Origin of the sequence: Thiocapsa roseopersicina (assembly GCF_900106925.1) — a bacterium.
Lineage (GTDB): Bacteria > Pseudomonadota > Gammaproteobacteria > Chromatiales > Chromatiaceae > Thiocapsa > Thiocapsa roseopersicina.
The window spans coordinates 336174-355312 of the sequence record NZ_FNNZ01000002.1 but is presented as its reverse complement, the minus strand read 5'-3'; the positions used below and the strand labels follow the sequence as shown (position 1 = coordinate 355312).

The window sequence follows — 19139 nt, the reverse complement described above, 5'->3', positions numbered from 1 at the left end:
GCCCACACCCCGGCCGCGCGAGACCGGGGGAGCGCTTCGCCGACCCCTATCACGCAACTTGATCGCGAAACCATCAAAATCGCTGACCGCACTCACTTGGACAGCTCGACACGCTCGCGCCGCTTGAAGGCGTGGTAGTTGGTGATGACGATCTTGGCCTGGCGCACCTCGCCCATCAAATCGGGGGGTACCAACTCCCGACGCGAGTAGTAGCTGTCCGGGTCGTTGGGCTGTAGGACGCGCAGGCGGTCCTTGATGGTCAGACCTGGCGCGACGATGAGAAAGCCGCGGCTGAAGCGCTTGCTGCTCTCATAGCGGACGGCATTGATGGTCTGCCACGCAATCAACATGGCCATGACCGTGGTCTTGCCGGCGCCGGTCGCGAGCTTGAGGGCCAGACGCATTAGCTCGGGGTTGGCGTCGTGGTTGGCGTCCGCCAAGTGGGTCCGGAAGCGCTTGCCCGCCTTGCCGATGTGGGGCGCGACCTCGGTCAGCCAGATGGCCGTTTCGACGGCCTCGATCTGGCAGAAGAAGGGGCGAAGACTGCTGAAGGGATGATGGCGCCAGTGCTGCAGGAGGCGTGCGGTCTCGGGGGTGACGCGCCAGTGGTTGGGGTCGGGATCCAGCCGCCAACGGTCGACCTCTTGGCGCACGCCGTTGATGATGGCGGTATGGGCGTAACGCTGGTCCTCCGTGCTCAGGCCCTTGCCGTCGTCGAACGGGATCTCGCTCTGCTTGGGCGCACCCTTCTGCTTCTTCGGCTTGGGGATGGGCGTGACGAACTGGGCGTTGCGCCGGGTCTCGATGATCTTTTGGGTTGGCTGCCCCGTGTCGTCAAGCTCCCAATGGCATGTTGGATAGTCGTAGGGCGAGTTGAGGATCGGCCGATCGAAGAAGGGGTTGCCCACGGTGCTCGTCCTGGCTGGCGGGAAGCCTGCAAGGCTAGAGCATCCGGACCGATACGACAAACCGGAAGCTTTTCGTGTATTCGGCGTCTCGTCGACGTCGATTCCGTTGCCTTCGAAGCGGGCGTCGCGAAGTTCGGAAATGATTCGGAAACGTTGCCGAGCGCCCAACAAAAAAGGCATGCGTTTCCGCATGCCTTTGTTTTGATTGGCGTCCCCACGGGGGTTCGAACCCCGGTTACCGCCGTGAAAGGGCGGTGTCCTAGGCCACTAGACGATGGGGACGGTGACCGTTTTCAAAGATCCGACCGTTATCATGGTGCCGGATCTCTTTGATTAATTGGTGGAGCCAGGCGGGATCGAACCGCCGACCTCAACACTGCCAGTGTTGCGCTCTCCCAGCTGAGCTATGGCCCCGATGTCGTCGAGACGCGGAATATTACCGGCGGACTTTTCGTTTGTCCAGACCGGTTTTCATGCTTTGTTGCGGGCGGCGCGACCCAATATGCTGTGCAACTCGTCGCGAGCCCGCTCGCGGGCTTGTGCGGGGCGCGCCGCCGGTGCATGGTAAGCGCGCTTTCGAACCTACCCTCAAGGAGCCTAAATCTATGATGCGGATCTTATTGTTTCTCGCGACCAACGCGGCGATTCTCGTCGTCATCAGCGTCGTCTTCCGGTTGCTGGGAATCGACGGCCTGCTGCTCGAGAGCGGCGGACTCGACATGAACGCGCTCCTGATCATGTCTGCCATCATCGGCTTCAGCGGATCGCTGATCTCGCTGTTCCTGTCGAAGATGATGGCCAAGCGCGGGATGGGCGTACAGATCATCGAGCAGCCGTCGACCCCGTTCGAACGCTGGTTGATGGAGACAGTCGCGCGTCAGTCCCAGGCGGCCGGCATCAAGATGCCCGAGGTCGGCATCTTCGACTCGCCCGAGCCCAACGCCTTTGCGACCGGCTGGAATCGCAACGATGCCTTGGTGGCGGTCAGTACCGGGCTCTTGCAGCACATGACCAAGGACGAAGTCGAGGCGGTCGTGGGTCACGAAATCAGTCACGTCGCGAACGGCGATATGGTGACGCTGGCGCTCATCCAGGGCGTGGTCAACACTTTCGTTGTCTTCCTGGCGCGCATCATCGGTCACACGGTCGACCGCGTGGTCTTCAAGAACGAAGAAGGCCACGGCATCGCCTACTTCGTCGTCTCGATGATCGCCGAGATCCTGCTCTCCTTCCTGGCCAGCATGATCGTGATGTGGTTCTCGCGCTACCGCGAGTTCCGGGCCGACGAGGGCGGGGCGCGTCTGAGCAGCCGCACCCAGATGGCAAATGCACTGCGTGCCTTGCAGCGTGTCCATCAGCCGCAGGATCTTCCAGCCGGGGAGTTCGCGGCCTTCGGCATCTCGGGGAATATCGGGCAGGGCCTGAAGGCGCTGTTCTCCAGCCATCCGCCGTTGGAGAAGCGGATCGCGGCCCTTGAGCAGGCGCGCGACTGAATCGCGGGGCGTCGGCTCCCCGTATCGACAGGGTAGCCGACCCCTGCCGCGCGATCGAGCGCCTGGCCAGAGCCAGGCGCTTTTTTTGTACCGGAGCCGGCGTATTTCTGCCTCGTTGCTTGGCATGACGCGATCCGATCGCCATCTCCTTGCAGATAGGCCGGGCGAAGCGGGTTGTCTCCGAGACAGGTGGGGCCATGTGGCGAAACACAGATGACGGCTACGGGCTAGTTGCCGTGGTGCTGCACTGGCTGGTGGCAGTGGTTGTCGTCGGCCTCTTCGTGCTGGGTCTGTGGATGGTCGAGCTGACTTACTACGACGTCTGGTATCGACGGTCGACGGACATCCACAAGGGCGTCGGGTTCCTCCTCTTTTTCGTCGTGCTGGCTCGACTCGCTTGGCGGCTGGTAAACCCGCGACCGGTCCCGGAGCCGACACACACGCGCTTGGAGCGTGTTGCCGCGGCCGTCACGCATGTGCTCTTTTACGTCCTGCTGTTTGCCGTGATGACCGCTGGATATCTGATCTCGACCGCGGACGGGCGTGCGATCGATGTCTTCGGCCTCTTCAAGGTTCCGGCCACCATCGCGGGGCTGCCCGGTCAGGCCGACATTGCAGGGGACGTCCATCTGGCTTTGGCGATCGCACTGATTGTTCTGACCGTAATTCACTCGCTTGCCGCATTGAAGCATCATTTCATCGATCGCGACCGCACGCTGTTGCGGATGCTCGGGCGCCGCACCCCGCGTCCGTCGCGGTCCAGTGCCGATTCGAGGAGAGGAGCATGAAAGCAATGAAGATCAAAATGTTGCCGATCGCAATCTGGTGTCTCGCCGTTGCCGCTGCAATCCCGGCCCTCGCGACGGCGGCGGTCGAGCGCTATGTGATCGACACCGAGGGCGGACATGCCTTCGTGCAGTTTCGCGTCAAGCATCTCGCGTACAGCTGGCTGTACGGGCGTTTCAATGACTTTTCGGGCACATTCACCTATGACACCGAGGATACGAGCAATTCGAAGGTCGAGGTGACCATCGACACCGCAAGCCTGGACTCGAATCACGCCGAACGCGACAAGCATCTGCGTGGAAAGGATTTTCTCGAGGTCGACAGGTATCCGCAGGCGTCCTTCAAGTCCACGGCCTACAAGGAGACCGGCTTCAACACCTCGGTGCTCGAAGGCGAGTTGACGCTGAAAGGCATTACCAAACCGATCACAATCGAGGTGCAGCGCATCGGCAACGGGCCGGATCCCTGGGGCGGATATCGCCGCGGGTACCAGGGGTCTACCAGCTTCGCGCTCAAGGACTTCGGGATCGACTACAACCTGGGGCCCGCCGCCCGAGAGGTGGAAATGATTCTTTCCATCGAAGGGGTTCGGCAGTAGGGTGCAGGCGCTATGATCTTGTCACCCCCAAACCACCGACGAGACCGAACCATGCACCTTCGCGTCGCCTTGCTCGGCCTGCTTCTCCTTACGATTGCCCCGATGCCGCATGCGGGTGGATTGGGTCAGCCGATTACAATCCGTATCGTCAACCCCGGCTTCGACGAGCGCATGGTGGAGGTCGTCGACAACATCTGCCGACAGGTCGTGATCTCGGCGACACTGGCGGCGGAGTCGAGTGTCAGGGCACACGTCTGTACCCGGGGTATGAACAAAGGAGACGTGACGATTCGCAATACCCTGACGGGAGCGCAGCAGCGACACGCCGACATCATCGACGATGCCTTGTTGACGGCGCCCTAGGCGGCTTCATTCGGTCGCATGCGGTCCGGGGACCGGATCAGACGAGCAAGCGGGGGAAATCCCGGTCCAACGCCTCTACCAAGTCATCGAGGTTGGTCAAGTCGTAATCCGGCGGGGGCATGCCTTCGATCCAGGGGCGACTCGGAGCGAATCGGCCGGTGCGTACGAGCGCGGTCCACATGCCGAGCCGCTCCGCTCCCGCGATGTCTGTATCCGGACGATCGCCGACCATCATGCATTCGCCCGGCGTGCAGTCGAGAATCTCAAGCGACATCTCGTAGAGCAGCGGCTCGGGCTTACCCACGAAGGTCGGCGTCACCCCGGTTGCGGCCGCAAAGGGTGCGACCAAGGCGCCGCCGCCGGGCAGCACCAGATGACGGCCGTCGCGGATCCCGTCGACCGCGGTGTCCGGATTCGTGGCGACCAGACGGGCACCCCGGCCGAGGATGAGGTTGATGCCGGTTGTGAGCTGCTCGAAATCAAGCCCGGGTCCCTCGCCGACGACGACCATGTCGGCCTGCTCGGCATCCGGCGTTCCGACCGAGCGCAGAGCTGCATCCAATCCGCCTGCACCGACGGCGAAGTAACGGAATCCGGGCCGCACATGGGCCAACCAGCGCGCCGTGGCCAAGGCCGAGGTGATGATCCGTTCGGGATCCGGTCGCGGTAGCCCCATCGCGGCGAAGGCGTCTGCGACCTGCTCGGGCGTTCGGATCGGGTTGTTGGTGATGAAGGCGTGCGGTGTCGTTTTCAGGCGATCGAGCAGTCGCCGCGCGCCCGGCAAAGGCCGGTCTCCGTGGAAGAGGAGACCGTCCATGTCGAGCAGCAAGGCGCGGGGTTGCGGGCGTTTCATTCAGCCGGCGAGGTCGCGGGCGAGCGAGTCACGGACCTCGGGGGTCGCCTCGACCTGATGGCGGTACTCCGGGTGATCGGACCCGAGCGCGAGCTTCGCGCCCTGTTTCATCGCCGCGGCCATGGGTGGCGTCAGCTCGAAACGCAGGAAATGCACGGCCGATGTCTTGGTCGCGTCCTCGCGTTCCATGTCCTCGTCGGCGATGGCATAGACCCGATCGAAATCGGCGACCTGGACCCACACCCGATCCTCGATACCGCGTAGCCGCGTCAGGGCATCGCGCCGTTCGTCGATGTCCTCGTATTCGATCATGAAGGTCGCCTTCCAATTGCTCCCGTCCGGGACCATCGGGTTATAGGCGTCGAGCTCGTCCTGAATCCCTGCCGACTCGAAAATGCGCTCGGCACGCAGCATCTCTTGAATCTGATACTGCATGGTCAGGCGATCCTCGAAATAGAGCGTGGCATGGGCGCCGATCGCTACCTGCCGATGCTTCTTGTGGGCCATCACGCGGGCCCGGAAATCACCCCGAACCTCCGCGTACTTCTCGAGGCTGTAAAGGTCGTCTCGTGTCAGATGCATAGTCGTCTCCAAACCGATTGAGATGTCGATGCCGCCGCTCTCGCGGCGAACCCGAATCCGAACGCTCGAGCCACAAGGCCCCGAAGAACGCGAGCACCCGCTATCCGATGCCCTTCCCATCCTGAACCGCGTCAGCGCCAAGGTCTGCCTGATCCCGTGATCTGGCCCCAATGCGCAAGCCTGTCATGTCCCACCGGACGCGGTTCAGCGCGGTTCAGAGCCCGTAGGCCATCCGCAACAAACTCAGCGGATGCCGCTGCTCGCCGTCCCTACCCAGGGCATGCGCGATATGGGCGCCGGCCATCGGGCAGTCGCTGCCGAAGTGATCCGGTGCCGCCTTCTCCACGCGGCCCGCAACCGGGCGCACGATCTTCATCGCGGAGGCGTAAAACTCCTTCTTCACCGCGTAGGTGCCGTCGTGGCCCGAGCAGCGCTCGATGATCTCCACTGTCGTGTCCGGCACCAGTGCCAGGACCTCGCGGGTCTTCTGCCCGATGTTTTGGACCCGCTGATGACAGGACGCCTGATAGACGACGCTGCCGAGCGGTTTCTTGAAATCCGTGTTGAGCTTGCCGTGTTTGTGGCGGAGCATCAGGTATTCGAAGGGGTCGAAGATGTGCGCCTTGACGGCCTGCACGTCCGCGTCCTCCGGGAACATCAGGGGCAGCTCCTGTTTGAACATGAGCACGCAGGACGGGATCATGGCGACGATGTCCCAGCCGTCATCGACCAAGCGTTTGAGCACCGGGATGTTGGCGTCCTTCGCCGCCTTGACGGCCGCCAGGTCACCCAGCTCGAGCTTCGGCATGCCACAGCATTGCTCCTTCTCGGGGAGCGTGACGGGGATACCCGAGTGCTCGAAGACGGCGATCAGGTCCGCGTTCACACCGGGCTCGTTGTAGTTGCCGTAGCAGGTGGTGAAGAGTGCGACCTTGCCGGTGGTCGGGCCGGCCGGCTCGCCGACGGCGGAGCGGCCGATGCGGGCCTTCTCGCTCTTGCGCAGTGTGTCGCTCACGTAGGGCGGAACACGCGCGTCCTTGTGGACGCCGAGCACGGCCTCGAGCGCTTGTCGTCCGACCGAATTGGCGTTGACCGCGTTGACCAGTCCGTTGACGACCGGGATTCCGGCGAGCGAGCCGACGGTGTCCGTGCTGGTGAGGATGCGATCGCGCATCTTCACGTTGCCTTGGCGATATTTCACGGCCTTGGCGCGGAGCATCAGGTGCGGGAAGTCCAGGTTCCACTCGTGCGGCGGCACGTAGGGACACTTGGTCATGTAGCACAGATCGCAGAGATAACAGTGGTCGACCACCTTCCAGTAGTCGTCCTTGGCGACGCCGTCGACCTCCATCGATTCGGACTCGTCCACCAGATCGAAGAGCGTCGGGAAGGATTGGCAGAGACTGACGCAGCGGCGGCAGCCGTGACAGATGTCGAAGACGCGCTCAAGCTCCTTGTCGAGCGAAGCCTGGTCGTAGAAATCAGCACTTTGCCAGTCGAGCGGGTGACGGGTCGGGGCTTCGAGACTTCCCTCCCGCTTCATTGATGTCGCCATGCGTTGACCTCCCCTGAATCGGTAGTATCCGTCGTCCGAGCGCGTCGAGGCCACCTCGTCCCCCTCGGGCGTCGAGTCGATCGCTTCTCGTGCGCGAGACGGCCCCGGGGATCTCGATAAACCGATCCGGCCGACAGCAGCGGCCCTCGTCGCTCTCCGAAATCCTCCATACCGAGCACATGCGGGATGCACCCTGCTCTTCTAAGAACCCACCTGTACTCGGTATAACTGTAGACGGGCAGGTGTCGGCGTACCAATCGATAGGGCGAATCGGAATCATCGTCGAGACGAACCGTTTGGGGGCCGGCCGGGAGCTCGGGGGCGCCCGATTTGCGGCGTGAGCTCGCCCGTGAACCGAGCCACGTCCCTGATAAAAGCGGCCGCCGGCGCACACTCCGGGTCGGTTACAGCAGCTTCTCGATCGCCTTAACGATCTTGCGATCGTCCGGCTTGGTGAAGCTGACATAATGGTCCACCAGGTTGCCGTCGCGATCGATCAGGTACTTGTAGAAGTTCCACTTCGGGTAGGGAGCGCCGGCCACGGCCAGGCGCTCGAAGAGCGGGGATGCCGCGCCTTTCTTGACGCTGACCTTCTCGAACATCGGAAACTCGACCGAGTAGGTCAGGCGACAGAACTTCTCGATCTCCTCCTCGTTCCCCGGCTCCTGGTTCGCGAAGTCGTTGGACGGGAAACCCAGCACGACGAGCCCTTGGTCCTTGTATTTGCTATAGAGGGCTTCGAGTCCCTCGTACTGCGAGGTGAAGCCGCACTTGCTGGCGGTGTTGACGATCAGAACCACCTTGCCCCGATAGGCTTCGCAGAGGTTGACGACCTCTTGTCCCGCGAGTCGACGCACCTCGACATCGAGCAAGGGCGAGCAGGGTGGGGTGGCGGCGCTTGCTGTGGTGCTCATGACGGCGATTCCTAATGCAAATAGTGTGGTCTTCATCATCGGGGAAAATCTCTCCGGGCTCGGCCAAGCTTCATCATTCACGTCCTTCGCGAGGTAATGCACAAAATGCCGAATACAATCCCGTCCTTGGCGGGGAGGCGACGGGTCGCCTCCCCGCCAAGGACGGGAGAGGTGATGGGGATGATTTGAAAACGAGGGGCGGGGACCAACCTGCAAAACTTACCGAAGGATGTCTTTGGCGGCGTCTTTGGCGCCATCGGCGACATCGACCGTATGAAATCGGGACGTCTGGTTTTTTGGGAACAACGAGGAGCAGGATCGGCTATGAGCGACTGGGTGAAAGCGAAGGTGACGGGCAAGCATGCCTGGACGGACGGACTCTACAGCATGCAGTTCGAAGGTCCGGTCGCCGACTTCAAGGCGGGGCAGTACATCAAGGTCGCCTTGGATATCGAGGGCGATCGCGTGGGTCGACCCTATTCGCTGGTCAATCCGCCGCAGGAACGTCCTGTCGAGATCTACTTCAACGAGGTACCGGAAGGTCCTCTGACGCCGCGTCTGTCCGATCTGAATCCCGGCGACGAGGTCTGGCTCTCGGAGAAACCGGGCGGGATCTTTACGCTCGACACGGTCGAGCCCGCGGAGACGCTCTGGCTGCTCGCAACCGGCACCGCGCTGGGTGTCTATCTCTCGATTCTGCGTTCGCCGGAGCCTTGGGATCTGTTTCAGCGCGTCGTCCTGGTGCACGGGGTACGACAGGCCACCGATCTGACCTACGGCGAGACCCTTGCGGCGATCGCCGAGCGCCGTGGAGAGCGGTTCAAGTTCGTTTCTGCGGTCAGTCGTGAGTCGGTTCCGGGTACATTGTCCGGCCGGATCACCGACCTGCTCACGGGCGGCAGCTTGGAATCCCACGTCGGCGCGGCCATCGACCGTCACACCGCTCACGTGATGCTCTGCGGGAACTCGGCCATGATCAAAGACGTGAAGGGCATCCTCGAGGAGCGAGGGCTGGCGCGTCACAAACGCCACGCGCCCGGTCAGTACACGACGGAGCAGTACCATTAAACTGCGCCCGGTGCGGAATGCGATGTTTTTGGATGGGATCGGCCCCGGCAGACTTGTCGAGCGTTTGAGTTGGCGCAGTTTAAGATATTAAAAAATATATCATTTTAAACCGCGTCTCCGCTAAGGGTTGTGGATGTACTAAACGCCGAGCTCACTCGAAAATGAGCAGCTTGCTCTGGACGCGGTTTAGCCTTGGGCGATCCGGAATTGGGAGATCGTAACCGATGGCTTCGACGAGCCGGACGCCGATGGATACCTCTGCAACCACGCTCGACACGCTCGTCCGACTCTCGGCGGAGGTGGCGGTCCGCTCGTCGCGGCGCGACAAGATTGGTCTGATTGCGGACCTGCTCGGTCGGCTGGATCGGGAGGAGACCGCGCTTGCTGCGAGCTATCTCGCCGGCGAGATCCCGCAAGGTCGCGTCGGGGTGGGTCCGGCGCAGGTGGACGCACTCCGCGGTCTGGCGCCGGTCGATCGCGGGCGGCTGACCCTCGGCGACCTCGACCGGACATTCGACGCCCTGCTCGTGGTCAAGGGTACCGGCGCACAGGCACAGCGTCGGGAACTGCTCCGAACGCTCTTTGAGCAGGCGACCCATGAGGAGCAGTCTTTTCTTGCCCGTCTGATGCTCGGCGAGCTTCGTCAAGGGGCCGTCGAGGGCTTGGTAATGGAGGCGGTCGCGCAGGCGGCAGGGCTGGATCCCGGACTGGTTCGGCGCGCCCTCATGCTGAGCGGCGATCCGGCGCGGGTGACGCGCACGGCCTTCGACTCCGGTGCCGCGGGGCTGCGCGCGATCGGTCTCGAGCTGTTTCGCCCGATCCTGCCGATGCTCGCCCAACCGGCGGCGGATCTCGACGACGCGCTCGCTCGGCTCGCGGCGCCCGACCTTGAATTCAAGCTCGACGGCGCCCGTGTTCAGGTCCACAAGCGAGGCGAGGAGGTGCGTGTCTACAGCCGGCAGGGCCATGAGGTAACCGCGGCGGTACCCGAGATCCCCGAGCTGATCGCACCGCTTCCGGTCGCCGACCTGGTGCTCGACGGCGAGGTGCTGGCGCTGCGTCCGGATGGGCGACCACATCCCTTTCAGACCAGCATGCGCCGTTTCGGTCGGCGGCTCGATGTCGCGAGCCTGCGCGCCGAGCTGCCCCTGAGTGCCTTCTTCTTCGATTGCATCCAATGCGACGGGACACTTCTGATCGATGCGCCCGCGCGGGAGCGTTTCGGCGCACTCGCCGAGGCGGTTCCGGATCGCGCACTCATCCCGCGGCTGCAACCGAGCGATTCGGCCGAGGCCCGCGCCTTTCTGGATCGGGCACTCGCAGCCGGTCACGAAGGGATCATGGCCAAGGATCCGGCGGCGCCCTATGCGGCCGGTGCGCGCGGTCGGCAGTGGCTCAAGATCAAGCCGACGCAGACGCTCGACCTGGTGGTTTTGGCCGCGGAATGGGGCAGCGGGCGGCGCAGCCGTTGGCTGAGCAATCTGCATCTGGGGGCACGCGACCCCGCGGGTGGCTTCGTGATGCTGGGCAAGACCTTCAAGGGTCTGACCGACGCGATGCTCACCTGGCAGACCGAGCGCCTAAGCGCGCTCGCCGTGGCGCAGGAGGGTCAGGTGGTGCATGTGAGGCCCGAGCTCGTCGTCGAGATCGCCTTCAACGAGCTTCAGGAGAGCCCGCAATATCCGGGCGGGCTTGCCTTGCGCTTCGCGCGCGTCAAGCGCCATCGTCCGGACAAGACCGCGGATCAGGCCGACGACATCGCGACGGTCCAAGCGCTCTTCGGGCGGCAGATCGCCTATTCGGCTTGAGGCGATACGACCTGTAAGGGCGACTTTAGTCGCCCGATAGCAGCCATGTGCCGTCGCGCCGCTTATTCCGGGACATCGCTGTTGGTGCAGTGTAGAGCGTCCGAGATCATTTTCGTTGTCGCGGTCGTATCGATCGTCGACAACGACAACGAACGGTATCGACACAACTGCCGTGCTGCACTAAATCCAACCGCTGACTCCGGTAACCATGACTGATCCAATCTGCCGACATCTGGTGCTCGTTCTCGGGGATCAGCTCGACGCCGAAGCCGCGGCCTTGCGCGACCTGGATCCGGCACGCGATCGGGTCTGGATGTGCGAGGCGGTCGAGGAGTCGACCCATGTGCCGTCGCACAAGGCGCGGATCCTGCTGTTTCTCTCCGCGATGCGGCACTTTCGCGACGCCTTGGAGGCCGAGGGGATCCGCGTCCATTATCGGGCGCTCGATGTCGAGGCGGATCCGTCGCTCGCTGCCGGTCTCGCCGCGGCGATCCGGATCCTGCGCCCGGAGCGTTTGATCCTGACCGAGCCGGGAGAGCATCGCGTTCTCGCAGCCTTGCAGTGCGTCGCCGAGACCGCCGCCGTGCCGCTCGAGATCCGCCCGGATGTGCACTTCATCTGCTCGCGAGCGGACTTCGATCGTTGGGCGGCCGGTCGTAAAGGGCTTCGCTTGGAGCACTTCTATCGTCATCTGCGCAAGCGAGAAGGCATATTGATGGAAGGTCCGGCGGATGCCGCTCAGCCCCTCGGAGGCCAGTGGAATCTGGATCAAGAGAACCGCAAGGCGTTCGGTCGGCAGGGTCCGGGCATGGTGCCTGAACCGATCGGGTTTCCTCCCGACGCCATCACGCGGGACCTGATCGCACTGATCCAGCAGCGTTTCCCGAATGCACCGGGCACCTTGGAGCGCTTCGACTGGCCTGTGACTGCCGCCCAAGCCCGCGAGGCGCTCGATGACTTCATCCGCAACCGGCTTGCCGCTTTCGGCCCTTGGCAAGACGCCATGTGGACCGGCGAGCCCTATCTCTATCACGCGCGGATCTCGGCTGCGCTGAATCTCAAGCTGCTCGATCCGCGCACCGCGATCGATGCCGCGATCGCGGCCTTCGAGGCGAACCAAGCGCAGCTCGCCTCGGTCGAAGGTTTCGTCCGCCAGATCCTCGGCTGGCGTGAATACGTGCGCGGGATCTATTGGCGCGAAGGACCGGTCTATTTGGACTCGAATGTCCTGGAGGCACACCGTCCGCTCCCGAATTTTTACTGGACCGGCAAGACCGACTACGCTTGTCTCGAGGCGTCGATCGGACAGGTGCTCGAATACGGTTACGGCCATCACATCCAACGCCTGATGGTGACCGGACTCTTCGCGTTGCTGCTCGGGGTGGAGCCGCGCGAGGTCCATGCCTGGTACCTGGCGATGTTCGTCGATGCCGTCGAATGGGTCGAGGCGCCCAACGTGATCGGGATGAGCCAGTTCGCCGACGGCGGGCTGTTGGCCTCCAAGCCCTATGTCGCGACCGGTCAGTACATCAATCGGATGAGCAACTATTGTCGGCACTGCCGCTATGATCCGAAGGAGGCCGTCGGTGAGAGCGCCTGTCCATTCACGACGCTCTACTGGGATTTTCTCGATCGGCACCGGAGTCGGTTCGACAGCCATCCGCGCACCGCTCTGCAATGGCGGAATCTTGCGCGGATGGATCCCGAGCGCCTCGGCCCGATTCGTCGGCGGGCCGAGGCGCTTCGCGCAGAATTGGCGACGGGAGGGAGCGGTTGAGGGTGGGAAGAGCTGTCAGTCTTCAGCGATCAGCTATCACTTAAACCGCGTCTCTACCGTCGATGCAGATGGCCTTGAGACTAAGCCAGACTGAACACAACCCATATCACTCCGGACGCGGTTTAACCATGAGCACAGACGTCATCATTATCGGTGCCGGTCTCTCCGGACTGGCTTGTGCCGTCACGCTGCGCGAGCGGGGTTTCGAGCCCCTGCTGATCGAGGCGTCGGACGCCCCCGGCGGACGGGTGCGCACCGATCGACGCGACGGGTTTCTCCTGGATCGCGGTTTTCAGGTCCTGCAAACCTGGTATCCGGAGGCGCAGCGGTTCTTCGACTACGCACGCCTGGATCTGCGTCCCTTCTATCCGGGTGCGCTGGTGCGCACGCAGGGGCAGCTTCATCGCGTCAGCGACATCTGGCGCCGTCCGGCACGTCTGCCCGAGATGCTGGTCTCGCCGGTCGGAAGTCTCGGCGACAAGCTGAGACTGCTCGCGCTGCGTCGCCGCTGTCTCTCCGGCGATCTCAAGGCGCTTTACTCCCGCCCGGAGCGCGAGGCGATGACCCTACTGCGCGACCTGGGTTTCTCCGCACGCATGATCGAGCGCTTCTTCAAGCCCTTTTTCAGCGGTGTCTTCTTCGAGCCTGGGCTGGGGGTGTCTTCGCGCGCCTTCGAGTTCGTGTTTCGTGCCTTTGCGCTGGGCGACACCGCACTGCCGGCGCGCGGGATGGGCGAGCTTCCGGCACAGCTCGCGCAGCAATTGCCGCGCGACTCCATCCGCACCGGCGCACGGGTCGAGCGCATCCTGGATCAACAGGTCCTGCTCGACACGGGCGAGCGGCTGCGGGCGGGCACCATCGTGCTGGCGACCGAAGGCAACGAGACGGCGCGTCTACTGGGTCGATCGCACAGTGCGGCGGTAGCGGGGCGCGGAACCACCTGTGTGTATTTCGCAGCGAGCGAGCCGCCGATCGAAGGGCCGTATCTCGTGGTCAACGGCGAAGGGCGAGGGCGGATCAACAGTCTGCTGTGTCCGAGTAATCTCTCGGAGCACTATGCCCCGCGGGGCGAGAGCCTCGTCGCGGTCAACGTGCACGGCGCGGAGCACAACCCGGATGCGCTCGAGACCGATCTGCGTCGCGAGCTGATCGGCTGGTTCGGCGATCAGGTCCTCGCGTGGAAGCGCTTGGCGGTCTGTCGGCTGCCGCGTGCCTTGCCGGTTCAGTCGCCGCCCGTCCCCTATCCGGGTGCCGTGCGGCTGCGTCAATCCACGTGGCTCTGGACCTGCGGCGAGTATCGATCGGCGCCCTCGATCCAGTGGGCGTTGCACTCGGGGCGTCGGGCCGGAGAGGAGATCGCGAGCAGTCTGCTCGGCGGTCGCGCGGGAGATGTGGTCGGGCAGCCGGATCCCGCTCCGTGCACCACGAGCCTACCCTCGGCTGATCCCTGAGAGGCGGATTGTGCTCATGCTCGCGTTCGGGCGCAGCTCTGCCGCCGGACTTCGCCCGGACGGGTTCAGACCCTACCGAAAGAAGGGGCTCTGTCGGCAAGAAAACCCAAGATCCTGAACGGGTTGCACCTATGCGGCTGATCTCCTATCGTAGCCGCTCACGAGAACAATCATCCACCTGGAGTTTGGAGTATGAGCTCTCCCTTTCTGCGTGCGCTGGCTTTTTCACTGGCTTTCTCGGGCACCTTGGCCGTCACCCCTTCGGTCCTCGCCAGCACCTCCGATACGGAGGCGGAGGCGGCGCCGGATTTGGAGCTCGGTCAACGCCTGCATCGCCAGTGTGCGCTTTGCCACGGCCAGTATTCGCAGGGCATTCTGGGCGGAAAATATCCGCGTCTCGCCGGTTTGCCTGACTATTATCTGGTCAAGAGCCTGACCGACTATCGCGACGGCGTGCGCGAGCATGCGGCCATGACGGTGGTGGGCGGCCTGCGCACCCTATCGGACTCTGATCTGGCGAGTCTGTCGGCCTACATCGCGAGCATCGATCTGGATGCTGTCCATCCGCTCGATGTCCCGACCCCGGAAGGTGCGGACGTCGAGAATGGCGAAGAGATCTTTCAGAGCGACTGCAAGACCTGCCACGGACGCAAAGCCGAAGGGAACAAGCGTAAGGAAAGCCCCAAGCTCGCCGGCCAGTACGACGGCTATCTCTTCCGCCAGATCGAGAAGTTCAAGGCCGGCAAGCGGATGCACGCCAACGATCCGGACGACGAGACCTTCGTGGATTACAGCGATCAGGACATCCTCGATATCATCGGCTTCGTGACCACGGTCGACGACAAGAACTGAACGCCGAGTCGGACACATCCATAAGAATATCTTGAGGATACAAGAATGAAACATCTGAGCCTTGTCGTTGCACTCACCCTTCTCGCGTCCATGCCGCTGATTGCGGCCGAGGACGCTTCCCCCGAGATCCGCGTGTCGGACGTCGAGCACACCGTGCTCAAGGTCGGGCTGGCGCCCGGCGTAACCGCCGATGCCGCGGGCGAGGCCATGCTGTCGAAGGCGGTCGAGCTCAATATGCGCCTGGTCGCGCATCTCAATGTCGGGCAGGAGGTCGGAAATCGCGGCATCGATTCGATGCGCTTGGAGATCTTCGAGTTCTGCAATCCGGAAGACGCGGTCAAGATGGCGAGATTCAACACCATCTTTGCGGCCTACATGCCGTGCAGCATCGCGCTCGTGGAGGACAACGACGGCCGGATGTGGTTGCAGATGCTCAACCTGGACATGCTGATCAGCGCCTACGATCTGCCGCCCGAGCTTCAGGCACTGGCACTCGGCATCAACGGTCAGATGCTAGACATCATCACCGCCGGCGCCACCGGGGAATTCTGATCCACCGCTTGTCGGGTCAGGGCAACCTGACTCGACGATATCCCATCCAAGGTCGAAGCAGATACTGCATCCCCGCGACCCCCAACGCGACAGCGCCGAGCACGGCCAGGGGCATTGCAGCCGCGTGGTATCCCGCATCGTCGAAAAGCAACGTGGCCGCCGGAATCACGGCCAAGCTCACGACGGCGACATGAACCCATAGATTCGTTGCCGGCCCCGGCCACCGGGCTGCAAGTACGGCACCGAGCCAGGCCGCGAGTGCCCCCCCGAACACGCCGGCCGCCACATCGACCGGCCAGTGCACGCCGACCGCCACCCGGCTCAAACCGGCAAGCACGGCCAGCGCCAGGAACAGCGCCCGCAGCGCCGTCCAGCGTGTGTAGTAGATCAAGACCCCGAAAAAGACGGCTGCCGTCACGCTGTGACCCGACGGAAAGCTCGCGCGGGTGTGGCTCGGCCCGATGAGATTGAAGGCATCGGCTGCGAGCATGCCCGGCGGACGCGTGGTGTCGAACAGCGCCTTGAACCCTCGGCTGTAGGCTGCCGCGATCAGCGCCGCGAGCACCAGCGCCCACAAGACCCTCGGGTAGCGCAGCGCGAAGAGCAGCGCCAAGGCGAAGGGGACACGCTCGTCGCCGAGCACCGTCAAACACTGCCAAAGCCAGTCGGGGTATGCTGCCGTGGCGGCGTTGATCCGAATGAAACCGGCGTCGTACCCGACGGCAAGATAAAGGGTCAGGCCGACGATCAGGCAGACCAACGCCCAGCGCGACAACCAGACCGCGCCGCTCGGCGACCTGAACGGCGTTCGGTCGGCTCCCGTGACCAAACGCTCGCGAAGGGCGTGTTTCCAGAATGTGTAGAAATCAGTGCGCATCGTCATCGTCCGGGTTGAGTGCCGACGGCGCTCTTGTCGTCCGCTCGGCCCATGCGCACCAAGGCGACCGGACCTCGGCGATAGACGAGGTCGCGCTGCAGGCCGGGGAAATCAGTCGCCAAGGCGTCGAGCTTGTCGACACGCAGGAAGACCAGCTCGCCGGGCAAGGGCGGGCGATTCGGCGTGACGGCATCGCGATAGACGCTGAAGCTCGGCATGGAGGTGCGGTAGACCACGGTCGGGAGGTCCAGCTCTTTTGCCAGCAGCCCGGCCTCCTTCACGGGTGCCTGCATCACCTCGAAGACGCGCGGGACCAGGACGCCGTAGACCACCAGTGTTTGGATCACCCCGGCGAGAATCAGCCGCTGCCACAGCGGCGGGCGCGACCACAGCAGCAGACCGATCAGCGCGGCCAGACCGGCGAGCATGGCGCCCAGATAGTCGAGTCCCAGGACCCCGCGGGCCTCTTGGAACATGGCGATCTCATGCGCCCTGTCCGCTTGGGACTCGATCAGACCTATTACCCCGGGCAGCACCGCTAGAAGGCCGAGTAAGATCAGCGGCGGCGCGAAGGCAAGCCAGCGACCTTTCAGCAGATCGCGATGTTTGGCCATCAGGATGAACAGCGGCGTGGCCCCGTAGAGCAGGTAATGCGGCAGCTTGGTCCCCGAGAATGAGAAGAAGACGAAGACGGTGGCGAACCAGATCCAGAGGAAGCGCTCGAGCGGATCCGACCAAGCGGCACGCAGGCCCGGCAAGAGACGCAGGAACCAGCCGGTGAAGGGCAGCAGGATGATCGGCAGCATCACCAGGTAATAACCGGGAAACCCGGCATGGCCGTGCATGGCATCGCCGAAGCGCCCGGCGTTGTGCTCCAGGAAGAAGCTGCGGAAGAATCCCGGCCCGTCGTCGAGATAAACCGCGAGATACCAGGGCAGGGCGACGAGAACGAAGACCAGCCATCCCTTCGGCGCGAAGGCCGCCTGCGCCCAGCGACCCAGCGCGCGTTGCGACCCGAAGAAGAGCAGGCTGACCAGCACCGGGAAGAAGACCGCGACCGGCCCCTTGGTCAAGAAGCCAAGCCCCATCCAGAGGAAGGCACGCAGCACGAAGCGCCGGTTGGTTGCGGGGTTCGGGTCCAGGTAATAGCGATAGATCTCGAAGAAGGCGAGGGCGATGAAGAGGTTGAGCACCGCATCGGCGACCGCCCCCTTGGCGATCACCGAGACCTGCAGACTCAAGGCCATCACCAGCCCGGCGACAACCGCGCTCTCGCGATCCAGTCGTTCCCGTACGAAGCTCCAGACCGCGAGCACCCAGAGGGTTGCGGCCAGCGCCGAAGGCAGACGCAGCGCCAGCTCGTTGAACCCGAACGCCTGCGCCGAGGCCGCCTGCAGCCAGTAAATGAGGACCGGCTTGTCGTAGCGCGGCTCCCCGTCCTTGTGGGGCGTGATGAAGTTGCCGCTCGCGAGCATCTCGCGGGTCGCCTCGGTGAAGGCGCCTTCGTCCAGATCGTAGAGCGGCACCGCGCCCAACTGCCAGTAGAAGCTCAGGAGTACGACCGCGACGAGCAGCCAGGGCGAGGTCAGGATGCGCCCGAGTATCCCGCTCGGGCCGCGATCGGCGATGGTTTGGCTCATGCCGAGTGCCTCCAATCCGCGTGCTCGGGATCCGATTGCCAGCGAATCCGGTGGTGCGTGTGCTCGCCCGAGGCGTAGAAGGTGCGCGTCATCAGCTCGGCGAGCACCCCGGTGGTCAGAAACTGGATCGAGACGACCAGGAAGAGGATGGCTACGAAGAGCATCGGGCGTGTCCCGATGTGCTGTCCGAGCCCGAATTTCACCCAGAGCATGTCGGCCATCAGGATGCTCCCGACCACGCCGAAGAGGATCCCGATGGAGCCGAAGAAGTGCCCCGGTCGCGATCCGAACCGCAGGAAGAAAAAGGCCGAAAGGAGGTCCAGCAGCACCCGAAAGGTGCGCGAGATCCCGTACTTGGACGTCCCGAAGCGGCGCGCCTGATGGGCGACCTCAGTCTCGCCGATGCGCTCCGGCGCCGTGACGCCGGCGACCCAGACCGGGATGAAGCGGTGCATCTCCCCGAGCAGGGTGACCTCCTTGATCACCTCGGCGCGATAGACCTTGAGGCTGCAGCCGTAGTCGTGCAGCGCCACACCCGTGACCTTGCCGATCAGTGCGTTGGCGATCTTCGAGGGCAGCTTGCGCATGACCAGCGCATCCTGGCGCTGACGACGCCAGCCCTGCAGGAGATCCAGGTCGCGTGCGAGCAGCTCCTCGACCATGCGCGGGATGTCGGCGGGGTCGTTCTGCAGATCGCCGTCCAGGGTCGCGATCAGCTCGCCGCGGGCCGCGTCGAAGCCGGCCTGCATGGCCGCGGTCTGGCCGAAGTTGCGCCTCAGTCGGATCACCCGAACGTGTGGGCCATAGCGCTCGCCGACTTCACGCAGACGCTCGCCCGTGCCGTCGCGGCTGCCGTCGTCGACACAGATTAGCTCCCAGGCGCCCCGGTAGCCGGCAAGTCCCTCATGGACCCGCGACAACATGGGCTCGACGTTGTCGATCTCCTGATACATGGGGATGACGACGGAGAGCGACGGATAGTCCGTCGTGGGCTGTCCGGTCGCGTTCGCCGCCACAGGCGCCGGTTCAATCGCGGTGTTCATGTGAGCTCCAAATGGTCAC

At 63.8% G+C, this 19139-nt stretch carries 17 protein-coding genes, 2 tRNA genes and 1 pseudogene; 10 read left to right on the top strand and 10 right to left on the bottom strand.

The genetic code is table 11. The features are described 5' to 3' along the window. Positions 1-95: 95 nt before the first annotated feature. From BLV04_RS04165 to BLV04_RS04155, 3 genes and pseudogenes are all read right to left on the bottom strand, one after another. Positions 96-908, bottom strand: a pseudogene (locus BLV04_RS04165) (DEAD/DEAH box helicase family protein); the annotation flags it as partial. A gap of 206 nt (positions 909-1114) precedes the next feature. Further along, a tRNA-Glu gene (locus tag BLV04_RS04160) sits at positions 1115-1190 on the bottom strand. Positions 1191-1246: 56 nt separating this feature from the next. Continuing rightward, a tRNA-Ala gene (locus BLV04_RS04155) sits at positions 1247-1322 on the bottom strand. A 191-nt stretch (positions 1323-1513) separates the two neighbouring features. On the opposite strand from BLV04_RS04155, the gene htpX reads away from it, so the two are divergent. The 4 genes from htpX to BLV04_RS04135 all read left to right on the top strand — a co-directional run bounded on the left by htpX (position 1514) and on the right by BLV04_RS04135 (position 4148). Then, positions 1514-2401, top strand: a complete 888-nt coding sequence (htpX, locus tag BLV04_RS04150) for a protease HtpX (RefSeq protein ID WP_175534489.1) — start codon at positions 1514-1516, stop codon at positions 2399-2401. A gap of 197 nt (positions 2402-2598) precedes the next feature. Beyond that, complete coding sequence (locus tag BLV04_RS04145) at positions 2599-3189, top strand: cytochrome b (RefSeq protein WP_093028400.1); 591 nt, start codon at positions 2599-2601, stop codon at positions 3187-3189. Positions 3190-3194: 5 nt separating this feature from the next. After that, positions 3195-3785, top strand: coding sequence for a YceI family protein (locus BLV04_RS04140; protein ID WP_245731702.1), 591 nt, complete (start codon positions 3195-3197; stop codon positions 3783-3785). A gap of 51 nt (positions 3786-3836) precedes the next feature. Continuing rightward, positions 3837-4148 (top strand): hypothetical protein, encoded by a 312-nt coding sequence (locus BLV04_RS04135; protein ID WP_093028398.1) that lies wholly within the window; start codon positions 3837-3839, stop codon positions 4146-4148. Positions 4149-4185: 37 nt separating this feature from the next. On the opposite strand, the gene BLV04_RS04130 is transcribed toward BLV04_RS04135, so the two are convergent. The 4 genes from BLV04_RS04130 to BLV04_RS04115 all read right to left on the bottom strand — a co-directional run bounded on the left by BLV04_RS04130 (position 4186) and on the right by BLV04_RS04115 (position 8052). Beyond that, the gene (locus BLV04_RS04130; protein WP_093028396.1) at positions 4186-5001 is read right to left on the bottom strand and encodes an HAD-IIA family hydrolase; all 816 of its coding nucleotides are present in this window, start codon (positions 4999-5001) and stop codon (positions 4186-4188) included. Further along, positions 5002-5583, bottom strand: coding sequence for a DUF3501 family protein (locus BLV04_RS04125; RefSeq protein WP_093028394.1), 582 nt, complete (start codon positions 5581-5583; stop codon positions 5002-5004). It abuts the gene before it with no gap. A 214-nt stretch (positions 5584-5797) separates the two neighbouring features. Beyond that, positions 5798-7138, bottom strand: a complete 1341-nt coding sequence (locus BLV04_RS04120; RefSeq protein ID WP_093028392.1) for a heterodisulfide reductase-related iron-sulfur binding cluster — start codon at positions 7136-7138, stop codon at positions 5798-5800. Between the two features lie 404 nt (positions 7139-7542). After that, a complete protein-coding gene (locus tag BLV04_RS04115; protein WP_245731701.1) occupies positions 7543-8052 on the bottom strand; it encodes a glutathione peroxidase in 510 nt (169 codons plus the stop codon). A gap of 324 nt (positions 8053-8376) precedes the next feature. Between BLV04_RS04115 and BLV04_RS04110 the strand changes: the two genes are divergently transcribed. From BLV04_RS04110 to BLV04_RS04085, 6 genes are all read left to right on the top strand, one after another. After that, on the top strand, positions 8377-9120 hold the full coding sequence (locus BLV04_RS04110; protein ID WP_093028390.1) for a ferredoxin--NADP reductase: 744 nt from the start codon (positions 8377-8379) through the stop codon (positions 9118-9120). A gap of 248 nt (positions 9121-9368) precedes the next feature. Then, positions 9369-10928: an ATP-dependent DNA ligase gene (locus BLV04_RS04105; RefSeq protein ID WP_093028388.1), complete on the top strand. Its 1560-nt coding sequence runs from the start codon at positions 9369-9371 to the stop codon at positions 10926-10928. A gap of 208 nt (positions 10929-11136) precedes the next feature. Continuing rightward, entirely contained in the window at positions 11137-12705 is a 1569-nt protein-coding gene (locus BLV04_RS04100) for a cryptochrome/photolyase family protein (protein ID WP_093028386.1), read from the top strand. A 128-nt stretch (positions 12706-12833) separates the two neighbouring features. Beyond that, positions 12834-14156, top strand: a complete 1323-nt coding sequence (locus tag BLV04_RS04095; protein ID WP_093028384.1) for a protoporphyrinogen/coproporphyrinogen oxidase — start codon at positions 12834-12836, stop codon at positions 14154-14156. Between the two features lie 192 nt (positions 14157-14348). Then, positions 14349-15008 (top strand): c-type cytochrome, encoded by a 660-nt coding sequence (locus BLV04_RS04090; RefSeq protein ID WP_093028382.1) that lies wholly within the window; start codon positions 14349-14351, stop codon positions 15006-15008. Positions 15009-15053: 45 nt separating this feature from the next. Continuing rightward, positions 15054-15560: a DUF302 domain-containing protein gene (locus tag BLV04_RS04085; protein WP_093028380.1), complete on the top strand. Its 507-nt coding sequence runs from the start codon at positions 15054-15056 to the stop codon at positions 15558-15560. A gap of 16 nt (positions 15561-15576) precedes the next feature. On the opposite strand, the gene BLV04_RS04080 is transcribed toward BLV04_RS04085, so the two are convergent. The 3 genes from BLV04_RS04080 to BLV04_RS04070 are packed head-to-tail and all read right to left on the bottom strand — an operon-like array spanning position 15577 to position 19120. Then, a complete protein-coding gene (locus BLV04_RS04080) occupies positions 15577-16437 on the bottom strand; it encodes a phosphatase PAP2 family protein (protein WP_093028378.1) in 861 nt (286 codons plus the stop codon). A 2-nt stretch (positions 16438-16439) separates the two neighbouring features. Next, the gene (locus BLV04_RS04075; RefSeq protein ID WP_093028461.1) at positions 16440-18077 is read right to left on the bottom strand and encodes an ArnT family glycosyltransferase; all 1638 of its coding nucleotides are present in this window, start codon (positions 18075-18077) and stop codon (positions 16440-16442) included. Further along, positions 18074-19120 (bottom strand): glycosyltransferase family 2 protein, encoded by a 1047-nt coding sequence (locus BLV04_RS04070; protein WP_093028376.1) that lies wholly within the window; start codon positions 19118-19120, stop codon positions 18074-18076. The genes BLV04_RS04075 and BLV04_RS04070 overlap by 4 nt, the downstream gene beginning before the upstream one ends. Positions 19121-19139: the final 19 nt, after the last annotated feature.

What these genes read in the sequence shown, in the direction of transcription:
- BLV04_RS04115 (WP_245731701.1), bottom strand. Translation starts at nt 8,052, where the DNA reads ATGAGCACCACAGCAAGCGCCGCCACCCCACCCTGCTCGCCCTTGCTC.
- BLV04_RS04090 (WP_093028382.1), top strand. Translation starts at nt 14,349, where the DNA reads ATGAGCTCTCCCTTTCTGCGTGCGCTGGCTTTTTCACTGGCTTTCTCG.
- BLV04_RS04120 (WP_093028392.1), bottom strand. Translation starts at nt 7,138, where the DNA reads ATGGCGACATCAATGAAGCGGGAGGGAAGTCTCGAAGCCCCGACCCGT.
- BLV04_RS04075 (WP_093028461.1), bottom strand. Translation starts at nt 18,077, where the DNA reads ATGAGCCAAACCATCGCCGATCGCGGCCCGAGCGGGATACTCGGGCGC.
- BLV04_RS04125 (WP_093028394.1), bottom strand. Translation starts at nt 5,583, where the DNA reads ATGCATCTGACACGAGACGACCTTTACAGCCTCGAGAAGTACGCGGAG.
- BLV04_RS04140 (WP_245731702.1), top strand. Translation starts at nt 3,195, where the DNA reads ATGAAGATCAAAATGTTGCCGATCGCAATCTGGTGTCTCGCCGTTGCC.
- BLV04_RS04145 (WP_093028400.1), top strand. Translation starts at nt 2,599, where the DNA reads ATGTGGCGAAACACAGATGACGGCTACGGGCTAGTTGCCGTGGTGCTG.
- BLV04_RS04110 (WP_093028390.1), top strand. Translation starts at nt 8,377, where the DNA reads ATGAGCGACTGGGTGAAAGCGAAGGTGACGGGCAAGCATGCCTGGACG.
- BLV04_RS04085 (WP_093028380.1), top strand. Translation starts at nt 15,054, where the DNA reads ATGAAACATCTGAGCCTTGTCGTTGCACTCACCCTTCTCGCGTCCATG.
- BLV04_RS04100 (WP_093028386.1), top strand. Translation starts at nt 11,137, where the DNA reads ATGACTGATCCAATCTGCCGACATCTGGTGCTCGTTCTCGGGGATCAG.
- BLV04_RS04095 (WP_093028384.1), top strand. Translation starts at nt 12,834, where the DNA reads ATGAGCACAGACGTCATCATTATCGGTGCCGGTCTCTCCGGACTGGCT.
- BLV04_RS04080 (WP_093028378.1), bottom strand. Translation starts at nt 16,437, where the DNA reads ATGCGCACTGATTTCTACACATTCTGGAAACACGCCCTTCGCGAGCGT.
- htpX (WP_175534489.1), top strand. Translation starts at nt 1,514, where the DNA reads ATGATGCGGATCTTATTGTTTCTCGCGACCAACGCGGCGATTCTCGTC.
- BLV04_RS04135 (WP_093028398.1), top strand. Translation starts at nt 3,837, where the DNA reads ATGCACCTTCGCGTCGCCTTGCTCGGCCTGCTTCTCCTTACGATTGCC.
- BLV04_RS04070 (WP_093028376.1), bottom strand. Translation starts at nt 19,120, where the DNA reads ATGAACACCGCGATTGAACCGGCGCCTGTGGCGGCGAACGCGACCGGA.
- BLV04_RS04105 (WP_093028388.1), top strand. Translation starts at nt 9,369, where the DNA reads ATGGATACCTCTGCAACCACGCTCGACACGCTCGTCCGACTCTCGGCG.
- BLV04_RS04130 (WP_093028396.1), bottom strand. Translation starts at nt 5,001, where the DNA reads ATGAAACGCCCGCAACCCCGCGCCTTGCTGCTCGACATGGACGGTCTC.